An 11,884-nucleotide genomic window follows, 5' to 3' on the forward strand; every position below is an offset into this window, starting at 1 on the left:
GCCGGAGCGGAGTCGTCTTCACGGCGACGGTGGTGGCGGCGGTGAGGAGCGCGGCGCCCAGCGCGATGGCCGACCGCAGGCGTCTGCGGCGCCTGGGCGGTCGTACGGGTGAGGTCTCCTTGTCTCCTTGTCCGCCTTCGTGGGCTCCGGCGGCGTCGGCTCCGGGATGCGGCCGTCGCGCAGCAGCCCAAGCAACTCGTCCTACTTTTCCAGACAGAGGTGGATGAAAGTGAGCAAGTCGGGCGGCGCATTGTCGAGTTCCGGGGTGCCGTCGATGACACGTACGGCCGTCCCATAAGGCGGGGCACCCTCCCCCATCGCGGCCGGTCTGGGTGAGGACGTCCGAGGCGCCGAACTCGGTGGCGCGGGAGATGCCGAAGCCGATGACGCGGGGGCCGTCCTCGGCGAGCATCACGTTGGCCGGTTTCAGGTCCCGGTGGACCATCCCCGCGCGATGGATGTCGCGCAGGGCCTCGGCGAGGCCGGCGGCGAGTTCGCGCAACTTCGGCAGCGGCAGGGGGCCGTGGCGGCGGATGCGGGTACCGAGGTCCTCGCCCGGGATGTGGAGCGTGGCCGTCCAGGGGCGCGGCGCGTCGGCGTCCACGACGGGAGCGGTGAGGGCGCCGCTGACCTGGCGGGCGGCGGCCACCTCGCGGCGATGGGAGTCCCCCGTTCGAGCGAAGCCGAGAGTGGGGGAGGGTGCGGAACTCGTCATCGTCGGCGTACTGCGCGTGCACGACCTTGAGGGCGAGGCGACGGCCGGAGGCGGAGCGGGCCAGGTAGACCACGCCCATGCCGTCGAAGCCGAGACGGTCCTCGATCCGGTGGCCACCCACTCCGCCGGGTCCGTGTCGCGCAGTGCCGCCCCGTACGTTTCCCCGTTCCGTACCGTTCGACGACCTCGAACGAGGGTATCCGTACTCTTCCGGGCCGCCCCACGGGCCCCGGAAGCCGCCTGACGGACCCTAGAACTGGATCGAGTTGATGGTCTCCGCTATCGAGTTGAGGAACCGCTGGATGTCGTCGGCCATGCCTGTCGAGGCCAGGAAGAAGCCGAACAGCACGGCGACGACGGCGGGGCCGGCCTTCAGGGATCCGCCACGGATCAGCACCACCAAGATGATCGCCAACAGCAACACCACTGACAGCGAAATGGCCACAACAGATCACACCCTCGGTCGGTCCGCTCTCCCGGCCCGGGGATGCGACCCCGCGCACCCCCGCCAGAACCATCGTGCCACCAACCGGGCCTCGCTATGCGGCACGTGACGTTTCGTTCGCCACACCTGTGCCGGATCTGTGCGGGCGCGTCGGACGCGGTCACCTCTCTCGTTGAGTCCGTACAGCAATTCGAGGGAACGCCGGGGGAGAGAATTCGACGGGTTCGTTTCCATCGACACACAACGTGTTCGCCGACAATTCGAATTGTGGGTGAGTTGATCATTCCATCGGAGTCGGCTCCTGACCATATGCACCTTTTAGTCGGGATGAATCCAGACAAGGCGGATGTCCAACAGGTGTCTGCCAGGTGCATGTTCGTTGTACACGTGAGTTCGAACGCAATAACCGGGAACGACCTCGCAGGTTTTACGAAATCCCATAGGCAACGCTAGGGTGCCTCAGATGTTCCATGCTGCCTCGTCCCCCGCATGCGCAGCGAGGGCCTGGATCGACTCCCCCGGCTTCCGGTGGGAGGGTCTGTGAACAACTCGCTGCGACCGCACGGCCACAACAGAGCGCCACTCCCCCCGGCAGAGTCGTCGGCGGACGGAGTGCCGAGTCCGCGCTCGCCGCAGAACAAGAAGGCTCAGGCGAACACCAGACCCGCGTCCGGCGGTACCAAGCAGCGCGACGCGTTCTTCGACAACGCCAAGTACCTGGCGATCGTGCTCGTCGCCATAGGCCACGCCTGGGAGCCGATCAAGGGCGACAGCCGCATCCTGGAGGCCGTGTACACCGTCGTGTACACCTTCCACATGCCGGCGTTCATCATCATCTCCGGCTTCTTCTCGCGCAGTTTCGACGCGAGCCCCAACCGGCTGAAGCGGCTGATCACCGGTGTCGCCGTGCCGTACATCGTCTTCGAGACGGCGTACCCGCTCTTCAAGCGCTGGATCGACGACGACCCCGGCCAGGACATCAGCCTGCTGGACCCGTGGTACCTGACGTGGTTCCTGTGTGCGCTGTTCATCTGGCGGATGACCACCCCCATCTGGAAGATGGTGCGCTGGCCGCTGCCGATCGCGCTCGGCCTCGCCATGGCGGGGACCGTCACCCCGGAGATCGGTGACGACCTGGATCTGCAGCGGGTTCTGCAGTTCCTGCCGTACTTCGTGCTGGGCCTGTGCATGAAGCCCGAGCACTTCCACATGGTGCGCACGCGCACGGTGCGGATGCTGTCCGTGCCGGTGTTCGCGGTGGCGCTCGGCTTCGGCTGGTGGGCGGTGCCGCGGATGAACACCGCGTGGTTCTACCACCGGGACGCCGCGCAGGAGCTGTCCGCGCCGTGGTGGAGCGGGCCGGTCATGGTGCTGGCGATGTTCGGCTGCTCGCTGGTACTGACGGCCTGCTTCTTCGCGTGGGTGCCGCGCCGGCACATGTGGTTCACGGCGCTCGGCGCGGGCACGCTGTACGGCTACCTGCTGCACGGCTTCGTGGTGAAGGCCGGTGACTACCAGGGCTGGTTCGAGCACGCCTGGCTGCAGCGGCCGCTCGGCGAGATCTTCGTCACCGTGCTCGCGGCCGTCGGTGTGACGCTGTTGTGCACCGCGCCCGTGCAGCGGGTGTTCCGGTTCGCGATGGAGCCGAAGATGGAGTGGGCCTTCAAGCGGGATGCCGCGGAGTTGGCCCGGGAGCGGGAGAAGCGGGAAGGGTCCGCCTCGCGCGAGAAGGTCAACGCCTGACGGGACCCTTCGGGGTTTCGCCCGTGCGACTCGTGGGACATCAGTCGGCTTTCAGACCGAGAAGTGCGCGCATCCGTGCGTACTTCTCGGTCAGTCGTTTGCGGGTCGGTTCGTCGAGGGCGGCGAGGCGGTTCGGGTCGGCGTTGTGGGCCAGGTCTGCCTGCTTCACGAGCAGGGCGCCCGGGGTTTCGAGGATGCGGGCGGCGTAGGTCTCGGGGGGTTCGCCGGGGCGCTTGGTGAGCGCCAGCACGATGGCCTTGGTACGGGGGCTCAGGGGGGCCTGTGCCAGCCACTGGTCGGACAGGGCGTCGTCCTCGACGGCGTCGTGCAGCCAGGCTGCGGCGATCTGGTCCTCGTCGCCGCCGTGTGTGCGGACGCCTTCGGCCACGGCTGCGAGGTGCTCGGTGTAGGGGCGGCCGGCCTTGTCGGTCTGGGACGCGTGGGCGGTACGGGCGATGTCCTCGACGGCGGTCAGGGACAGGGGGGTTCGGGAGGTCTCTGTCACGCGTCCAGTGTCCCGCCCCCGCCCGCCCCTGCCCTTCCCGTCCTCCAGGGGCTCCGCCGCCCCTTCGACCCCGGCCCCTGGGGGCTGCCGCCCCCAGACCTCCGCCATCGGCCTGAACGGCCTCGTCCTCAAACGCCGGACGGGCTGAAATGCCGGGACCGGCGCCGACAGGTGGGTGGGGGTTAGGGCCGGGAGCCGGCAGGGGCCGTCAGGGAAGGCTCGGGGCGGTGCGGAGTCGGTCTCGGTGGGCGGTCGGTCAGCGGGGGGCTGTTTGGGACGTTGGGCCCTCTCGGCAGATCAGTAGGAGGGCTCGGTCGTCGTTGACGTCCTTCGCCACCGCTTCGATCAGGTGCCAGGCCGCGCCGTGGAAGCCGCCGGCTACGTAGCGGTCGGCTTCGCCGGTGAGGCGGTCGATGCCCTCGACGATGTCGCGGTCGGATGTTTCGACGAGGCCGTCCGTGAAGAGCATCAGTACGTCTCCGGGGCGCAGGGAGCCCTTCACGGGGTCGAACTGGGCACCGTCGTAAACGCCGAGGAGGGGGCCTTCGGCGGCCTTCTCCTCCCAGCGGCCGCTGCCCGCGCTGAGCTGGAGGCCCGGGGGGTGGCCGGCGGAGTAGAGCTCGTAGTCGCCCGAGTCCAGGTCGAGGACCAGGTGGATCGAGGTGGCGAAGCCCTCGTCCCAGTCCTGGCGGAGCAGGTAGCCGTTGGCCGCCGGGAGGAACGCGTGCGGGGGCAGGCTGCCGAGCAGGCCGCCGAAGGCTCCTGAGAGGAGGAGGGCCCGGGAGGCCGCGTCCATGCCTTTGCCCGAGACGTCCGTCAGGACGACCTCCAGGGTGCGGCCGCCGTTCGTGCGGGCCGCGACCACGAAGTCGCCCGAGAAGGACTGGCCGCCTGCCGGGCGCAGGGCCATCTCGCGATGCCAACCGTGCGGGAGCTGCGGCAGCTTGCTCTGGACGCGGATGCGTTCGCGCAGGTCGAAGAGCATCGTGCCGCCGCGCCGCCAGGGCACGCCCACGCGGCTGCGGAACTGCGCGATGAGCAAGCCGAAGAACCCGCACGCCGCCACGACCAGGACCACACCCGGGGTGACGCGGGACGGGCCCTCCGTGTACGGGCCCAGCTGCACCGACTCGACGATGAGGGCGGTGGCCGCCGCCGCGTACAGGCCCAGCAGGCTCGCCGGGCGCAGCAGCAGTCCGCCCGCGACGATGGGGAGCACCAGCGCGGCCGGCGAGAACCACACCGGGTTGGCCATCGTCACGGCACAGATCAGTGGGACCGTGACCAGCAGGCCGGCCAGCGCGATCCAGTCGGAGCCGTCGCCGCGGAAGTAGTCCACGGCGCTTCTGCGCAGGCCGACGCGGGCCCGGTGCCACTGCATCTTCAACCGGGCCGTGAACGTCTCGGCCACCGTGCGCCGCTCTCGTCCTGCTGCCATTAGTTCGGGACCCTATCCATCGGACCAGCTGCTTGGCACGGGAGGTCCCACTTGTCCCCCGTCCGAGGTTCGACTTCACAGTGAACTTCACGGAAAGCCGCCGTGCCGTCGGCACCGAGAAATTCCCTCGCTCGTCCCGCAATGCCCTGGTAGGCATGTTTCATGGCGAAAGACAGTGCGAGCGACAGCGGCCGTCCGGACCCGACCGGCCCCGAGCTGCGGGTGCTACGGAAGGACGAATGGGGCATCTGGTACGACACCCTGATCCGCGCCTTCAGCGGCGTCCCGGAGTCGGCCGAGGAGCGGGAGTTGTGGGACGCCCTCACCGAGTTCGACCGTTCCCTCGGCGTCTGGGACGGGGACGTGTGCGTGGGGACGGCCGGCGCGTTCAGCTTCCGGCTCACGGTGCCCGGCGGAGCCGCCGTGCCCGCCGCCGGGGTCACGATGGTCAGCGTCGCCGCCACGCACCGCAGGCGCGGCGTGCTTACGTCGATGATGCGCCGGCAGTTGGACGATGTGCGTGACTGGGGCTGGCCGGTGGCGGTGCTGACCGCCTCCGAGCCGGAGATCTATGGCCGGTTCGGCTACGGCATCGGCACCTACCAGGTGAGCGCCGAGATCGACACCGCACGCGTAAGGCTGTCCGTGCCGCCCGGCACCGACGACGTACGGCTGCGCTACGCCGTACCGGCCGACGTCCTCGACGCGTGTGAGGCGGTGTACGCGCGCAAGGTGTCCGGCCGGCCCGGGATGCTCGCGCGGCTGCCCGGCTGGGAGCGGCTCGGACTGCTCGACCCCGAGAGCGACCGGGAGGGCGCGTCGCCGCTGCAGTGCGTGCTGGCGGAGCAGGACGGCGAGGTCGTCGGGTACGCGCGTTTCCGGGTCAAGCCGGAGTGGGACGGCAACGGCCCCTGTGGCGCCGTGCAGTTGCGGGATGTTCAGGCCCTGACCCCGGCGGCGGAGGCCGCGCTGTGGCGGTTCCTGTTCGGCATCGACCTGACGTCCAAGGTGACGGTGCGGTCCCGTCCGACGGACGAGGCGTGGCAGCACCAGGTCTCCGACCTGCGGCGGTGCGAGGTACGGGTGAAGGACGCCCTGCACGTACGGCTGGTCGATGTCGGGGCCGCACTGGCGGCCAGGACGTACCAGGCGCCGGTGGACGTCGTGTTCGAGGTCGAGGACGCCTTCTGCCCCTGGAACGCGGGGCGTTGGCGGCTGGTGGGCGATGCCAAGGGCGCGTCGTGCGAGCGTACGACGGACGCCGCCGATCTCTCCCTGTCCGTACGGGAGTTGGGGGCCGCCTATCTCGGCGGCGTGAGCCTGGGGGCGCTGGGTGCCGCCGGGCGGGTGCGGGAGGTGCGGCAGGGGGCGTTGGCGGAGGCGTCCGTGGGGTTCGCTTCCACGGTGGCTCCGTGGTTGCCGCACGGGTTCTGACGTCGCGTCAACCGGCTACGGGATTGGTTACGGTGTCTGGCAGTTCGGGCACCAGAAGAGGTTGCGGGCGGCCAGGTCGGCGGTGCGGATCTCGCCGCCGCAGATGTGGCAGGGCAGGTTGGCCCGGCGGTAGACGTAGACCTCGCCGCCGTGGTCGTCGACGCGGGGCGGGCGGCCCATCGCGTCCGGGGTGTGCTCGGGGCGGACGGTGTCGATGCGGTTGTTGCGGACGCCCTCGCGCATGAGGTCGACGAGGTCCGTCCAGATGGCGTCCCACTGTGCGCGGGTGATGTCCTTGCCCGTGCGGTACGGGTCGATGCGGTGCCGGAAGAGGACCTCGGCGCGGTAGACGTTGCCGACACCGGCGATGACCTTCTGGTCCATGAGCAGGGCGGCGATGGTCGTACGGCTGCGAGAGATTCTGCTGTAGGCGGTGTGCGGGTTCGCGTCGGCGCGGAGGGGGTCCGGGCCCAGGCGGTCGTGTATCGCCTGCTTCTCCGTGTGCGTGATCAGGGCGCAGGTGGTGGGGCCGCGGAGGTCGACGTATGCGGTGGTGTTCGCGAGGCGGAGGCGGACGGTGTCCGTGGGTGGGGGTGCGGGGGCGGCGCCGAAGTTGACCTTGCCGAAGAGGCCGAGGTGGATGTGGATCCAGTCGGAGTCGCGGAAGGCGAGGAAGAGGTGTTTGCCGTGGGCCTCGGTGCGGGTGAGTTCTGCGCGGTCGAGGAGGGCTGCGGCGTCTGAGAACTTGCCCTGGGGGCTGGTGACGTGGGGGGTCGTGCCGAGGAATGCGGTGGCGTAGTCCTGGGCCAGACGGTGGATGGTGTGGCCCTCGGGCACGGTGGCTCCTTGTTGGTGTGCGGGTGCCTGCCGGGGGTGCGGCGGGGTTTTTCGCCCCCGCCACCCCTACCCTTCCCGTCCTCCAGGAACTCTGCCCCTTCGACCCCGGTCCCTGGGGGCTGGCGCCCCCAGACCCCCGCTGTCGGCCTGAACGGCCTCGTCCTCAAACGCCGGACGGGCTGAAATGCCTGGACCGCCGCCGAAAGGGCGGAGCCCTGTGGCCCTACTGCTGCGGGTGGTGCGGCGGGATCGGGGGGAGGTCGCCTGTCGTTTCGTAAGCGGAGAGCATTTCGATGCGGCGGGTGTGGCGGTCCTCGCCGGAGTACGGGGTGTTGAGGAAGGTCTCGACGAACTTGGTCGCCTCGTCCTGGGTGTGCATGCGGGCGCCCACGGCGACGACGTTGGCGTTGTTGTGCTGGCGGCCGAGGGAGGCCGTCTCCTCGCTCCAGGCCAGTGCCGCGCGGACGCCCTTGACCTTGTTCGCGGCGATCTGCTCGCCGTTGCCCGAGCCGCCGATCACGATGCCGAGGGCGTCGGGGTCCGCGGCCGTCTGCTCCGCGGCGCGGAGGCAGAAGGGCGGGTAGTCGTCCTGGGCGTCGTAGATGTGGGGGCCGCAGTCCACCGGGTCGTGGCCGGCCGCCTTGAGCCAGTCGACGAGGTGGTTCTTGAGTTCGAAGCCCGCATGGTCGGAGCCGAGATACACGCGCATGGAACGAGTGTGACACGGCTGATACCGGGCAGCAGCGCCGGGTGTCGATCGTGTGAATTGTGACGCAGGCCATGGAAGCTCAAGGAAACCTCAAGTAACAATCCCGAATCAAAGGTTCCCGAATCCGTTCTCCTCCGATTCACTGGTCCGACTCGTACGCCTCATGCACCCCGCCAGTACGAGAACCGCTCACCACGGCGCAAAGGAAATCCGTTCCATGACTTCGCAGCCGACTCAGAAAACGGCCGGACCGGCCGAACCGGCCGCAGGCGGTCACGGCCTACAGGCCGGGCTCAAGAACCGCCATCTGTCCATGATCGCCATCGGCGGTGTCATCGGCGCCGGACTCTTCGTCGGGTCCAGCTCCGGTATCGCCACCGCAGGCCCCGGCATCCTTCTCTCGTACGCCCTCGTCGGCACGCTCGTGGTGCTGGTGATGCGGATGCTCGGGGAGATGTCCGCGGCGAACCCGACCTCCGGATCGTTCTCCGCCCACGCCGACCGCGCGCTCGGCAGCTGGGCCGGCTTCTCCATCGGCTGGCTGTACTGGTTCTTCTGGGTCGTCGTGCTGGCGGTCGAGGCGACCGCCGGTGCGGTGATCCTGGAGGGCTGGATCCCGTCCGTACCGCAGTGGGCCTGGGCCCTGATCGTGATGCTGGTGCTGACCGCCACGAACCTGGTCTCCGTCGGGTCGTACGGCGAGTTCGAGTTCTGGTTCGCCGGGATCAAGGTCGTCGCCATCGCCGCGTTCATCATCATCGGCGGGCTGGCCGTGTTCGGGCTGCTGCCCGGCGTCGACAGCGAGCAGGCCGGGCTGAGCAACCTCACCGAGCACGGCGGATTCCTGCCGAACGGACCCGGTGCCATCCTCACCGGTGTGCTGCTCGTCGTCTTCTCCTTCATGGGCAGCGAGATCGCCACCCTCGCCGCCGGTGAGTCGGAGAACCCGCAGCAGGCCGTCACCAAGGCCACCAACAGCATCATCTGGCGTGTCGCCGTCTTCTACCTCGGCTCGATCTTCGTCGTCGTGGCCCTGCTGCCCTGGGACAGCAAGTCCATCGCCGACGACGGCTCGTACGTCGCCGCGCTCAACTCCCTCGGCATCCCGCACGCCGGTCAGATCATGAACTTCATCGTGCTGACCTCGGTGCTGTCCTGCCTCAACTCCGGCCTCTACACCGCCTCCCGCATGGCCTTCTCCCTCGGCCAGCGCGGGGACGCGCCGAAGTCCTTCGCCCGCACCACCGGCAACGGTGTGCCGCGTACGGCGATCCTCGCGTCCGTCGCGTTCGGGTTCGTGGCCGTGTTCTTCAACTACAAGTTCCCGGACTCCGTCTTCCTCTTCCTGGTCAACTCCTCCGGTGCGGTCGCCCTGTTCGTCTGGCTGGCCATCTGCTTCTCGCAGCTGCGCATGCGGAAGATCATCAAGGCCGAGGCGCCGGAGAAGCTGGTCGTGAAGATGTGGCTGTACCCGTACCTGACCTGGGCCACGGCCGCGCTGATCGTGTTCATCCTCGGCTACATGCTCACCGACACCGAGCACGACGGCCGCAAGACCGTGCTGCTGTCGCTGCTCGTGGCCGCGCTCGTGCTGGCCGTCGCCTTCATCAAGCAGAAGGTCCGCGACGGAGATCGCCCGGCGGCGGGTGTCGAGGCCGCAGCCGCGTCGGATGCGCCGCGCGACGAGGTCAAGACCGGCTGATTTTTGCCCACCGCTCGGCCTGAGGCTGAGTACTGGGCTGAGAACGAGGTCGAGGGGCTCTTGGGACGCTTGCGCGTTTCGAGGGCCCCTCGGCTTTGTGTTCACAGCACGGTGAAGCTGTCCCTCACCTTCTCGTAGGTCTTCAGCGCCTGCTCTTCCATGTCCGGCTGGTACCACGTGTTGATCTGGTACGACTTCCCCTCGACCGTGAAGCCCAGCAGGCGGGCGTGCCAAGGGAGATCGTCGAGGGTGAAGGTGTACTCCCAGACCACCGCCGGGTGTCCGCGGAACGTCGTCCGCTCCAGGCGGATCTTGTTGTAGTCACGGCCCTGTTGGGCGTCCTGCTCCGACCTCTGCCAGGAGTCCATCAGGTCGTCGCGGGCCAGGGACGACTTGGCGGCGAGTTCCTGTCTGGCGTCCGGTGACGTGTAGTGCACCTCCGACCCGGTCTTGACGTCCCGCTGCCAGCCCTCGGGCGGCACCCACGCGAACCCGCCCGCCTCACGGCGCGAGCCGGGCGGCAGGCTCTGCGGCCTGGACGTGCCCTCCACTGTGGACGAGGGGCCGGCGCCCGGGGAGGACGCGGCAGAGGCGAGCGGCGACGGGGAGGAGCTTGCCTTGTCGTCCTCGGGCGAACCGGAGTTGGCCACCAGGACGACCGCTACGACGACGCCGGCGGCGACGCTTGCGAGGGCGGCGACGAGAGTCGTACGGCGATGCCGCGCGCGTCGGCGTTCGGCCGGGACGGCGGGGCCGGGGAGTTCGCCGGGCGGCATGGAGGGAGAGGTGGGAGGCCTGACGTTGTGTGGTCCCGTACCGCCGGGCGCGGGCCCCGGCGCCGGCCGCCTCTCGGTCACCGCTTCGGAGCGCACCAGTGAGACACCGTTGCGGCGGGGGGCGACGCTGCCGGAATCACCGGCCGGGGTGGGTGAGCGCACCTCTGAACTTCCCTGGGAGGCGAGCTCGGTGGAGGCGTTGGGGGCGCGAGGAGACTCCGTCGCCGGGGACGGGGTGACGGCGGAGGGAGCAGAGGGGGCCGCTTCGGGCGCGGGCACCCGGGTGGGGTTCGGTGGTGGCGGGATGGCGTCGCGTACGTCGTCCGGCCGGCGGGGATCGGGCGGGGCCGGGACGCGGGGGGCCTCGAGGTAGGCGGGGGTGGGCGATTCCCCTGGGGGTTTCGGGTTCCACGGGAGGTGGGGAGTCACCGATGCCGATGCCGGGTGCTGCGGGGTGGCTGCCGCGGGGTCCGGGGCCACTCCCCCTTCGGGCTCGGGTTGAGACTCGGGGCGGGCGGGTTCGGGATGCGGGCCGGGTATGGGTTCGGGGCCGCTGTGCTGCTCGGAGGCGGGGCTTCGTGCAGGGGCAGTGCCTCGTGCGGAGTCGACGCTGCGTGCGGGATCAGGGACGCCTGCGGCGTCAGAGGGCCGTGCGGGGTCGGAGACCGGTGCGGGATCAAAGCCGCGGACGGCGTCGGAGGCCCGTGCGGAATCAGAGCCAGGTGCGGCCTCGGAGACCCGTGCGGAATCAGAGCCGCGGACGGCGTCGGAGGCCCGTGCGGAATCAGAGCCAGGTGCGGCCTCGGAGACCCGTGCGGAATCAGAGCCACGTGCGGCCTCGGAACCACGTACAGGATCAGAGCCGCGTACGGAATCTGGGCCACCTTCAGGGGCAGGGTCCCGTACGGAATCTGGGCCACCTTCAGAGTCAGAGCCCCGTACGGAATCAGAGCCGCGGACGGAGTCAGGGCGCCTAGCGAGGCCAGGGCGACGTACTGCTTCAGGCCCATGCGCTGCGTCCTGCTCGGGACCAGACACCGGTTCGGGCCCTTGGTCGACCGCCGGGCCGGCTTCCGGCACGGACGTGCTCGGCGGCGCCGGTTCGGCTACCGCACCATGCGTGGGCCCCGTGGGCCCCTCGCCCCACACTGCAGAGCCGGCGGCAGCCCCCGCGCCGGGATCGGCCGCGCTCTCCACGTCCAACCGCCCGGCGTCGGCAGCAGCCCCCACCTCCAACCCTCCAGGACCAGGAGCAGCCCCCGCACGCGAGCGCGCCGGGCCAGGAGCAGCCTCCGCGCTCGATCCCCCGGGGCCGGCAGCAGCCCCCGCGCCCGAACGCCCGGGGCCACCGGCAGTCCCCGCGTCCGACCGCCCGGCATCGGCGGCAGCCCCCGCCTCAGACCGCCCAGGCCCACCCGCAGTCCCCGCCTCAGACCGCCCGGCGTCGGCGGCAGCCCCCGCATCCAACCCCCCGAGGCCGGCGGCAGCCCCCGCGCCCGAACGCCCGGGGCCACCGGCAGTCCCCGCGTCCGACCGCCCGGCATCGGCGGCAGCCCCCGCCTCAGACCGCCCAGGCCCCG

The 11,884-nt window shown here is 70.1% G+C and carries 9 protein-coding genes and 1 pseudogene; 3 read left to right on the forward strand and 7 right to left on the reverse strand.

Annotated elements, in window-relative coordinates; genetic code table 11:
- Window positions 1-301: 301 nt before the first annotated feature.
- Together ACWGDB_RS30495 and ACWGDB_RS30500 are read right to left on the reverse strand one after the other, a co-directional pair.
- Window positions 302-836 (reverse strand): annotated as a pseudogene (locus ACWGDB_RS30495) (protein kinase domain-containing protein); the annotation flags it as partial.
- 129 nt (window positions 837-965) lie between these two features.
- Window positions 966-1,160, reverse strand: coding sequence for a hypothetical protein (locus tag ACWGDB_RS30500; protein WP_030044846.1), 195 nt, complete (start codon window positions 1,158-1,160; stop codon window positions 966-968).
- Window positions 1,161-1,772: 612 nt separating this feature from the next.
- Between ACWGDB_RS30500 and ACWGDB_RS30505 the strand changes: the two genes are divergently transcribed.
- Window positions 1,773-2,903 carry an acyltransferase family protein gene (locus ACWGDB_RS30505; RefSeq protein WP_453825372.1) on the forward strand — a complete coding sequence of 377 codons (1,131 nt, stop codon included), beginning with the start codon at window positions 1,773-1,775 and terminating at the stop codon, window positions 2,901-2,903.
- Window positions 2,904-2,943: 40 nt separating this feature from the next.
- Here ACWGDB_RS30505 and ACWGDB_RS30510 read toward each other — a convergent pair whose 3' ends face one another.
- Both ACWGDB_RS30510 and ACWGDB_RS30515 read right to left on the reverse strand, forming a co-directional pair.
- Window positions 2,944-3,408 (reverse strand): HD domain-containing protein, encoded by a 465-nt coding sequence (locus ACWGDB_RS30510; protein ID WP_451166706.1) that lies wholly within the window; start codon window positions 3,406-3,408, stop codon window positions 2,944-2,946.
- A gap of 256 nt (window positions 3,409-3,664) precedes the next feature.
- On the reverse strand, window positions 3,665-4,846 hold the full coding sequence (locus tag ACWGDB_RS30515) for a PP2C family protein-serine/threonine phosphatase (protein WP_453825373.1): 1,182 nt from the start codon (window positions 4,844-4,846) through the stop codon (window positions 3,665-3,667).
- 162 nt (window positions 4,847-5,008) lie between these two features.
- Between ACWGDB_RS30515 and ACWGDB_RS30520 the strand changes: the two genes are divergently transcribed.
- Window positions 5,009-6,280: a GNAT family N-acetyltransferase gene (locus ACWGDB_RS30520; protein ID WP_453825374.1), complete on the forward strand. Its 1,272-nt coding sequence runs from the start codon at window positions 5,009-5,011 to the stop codon at window positions 6,278-6,280.
- 27 nt (window positions 6,281-6,307) lie between these two features.
- On the opposite strand, the gene ACWGDB_RS30525 is transcribed toward ACWGDB_RS30520, so the two are convergent.
- Together ACWGDB_RS30525 and ACWGDB_RS30530 are read right to left on the reverse strand one after the other, a co-directional pair.
- Entirely contained in the window at window positions 6,308-7,117 is an 810-nt protein-coding gene (locus ACWGDB_RS30525) for an Fpg/Nei family DNA glycosylase (RefSeq protein WP_453825375.1), read from the reverse strand.
- A 223-nt stretch (window positions 7,118-7,340) separates the two neighbouring features.
- Window positions 7,341-7,826: a ribose-5-phosphate isomerase gene (locus ACWGDB_RS30530; RefSeq protein WP_383613270.1), complete on the reverse strand. Its 486-nt coding sequence runs from the start codon at window positions 7,824-7,826 to the stop codon at window positions 7,341-7,343.
- Between the two features lie 217 nt (window positions 7,827-8,043).
- On the opposite strand from ACWGDB_RS30530, the gene ACWGDB_RS30535 reads away from it, so the two are divergent.
- On the forward strand, window positions 8,044-9,528 hold the full coding sequence (locus ACWGDB_RS30535; RefSeq protein ID WP_453825376.1) for an amino acid permease: 1,485 nt from the start codon (window positions 8,044-8,046) through the stop codon (window positions 9,526-9,528).
- Between the two features lie 101 nt (window positions 9,529-9,629).
- Here the strand turns inward: ACWGDB_RS30535 and ACWGDB_RS30540 are convergent, their stop codons facing one another.
- Window positions 9,630-10,304, reverse strand: a complete 675-nt coding sequence (locus tag ACWGDB_RS30540) for a hypothetical protein (protein ID WP_453825377.1) — start codon at window positions 10,302-10,304, stop codon at window positions 9,630-9,632.
- Between the last annotated feature and the right edge of the window lie 1,580 nt (window positions 10,305-11,884).

This window comes from Streptomyces sp. NPDC055013 (assembly GCF_053608645.1).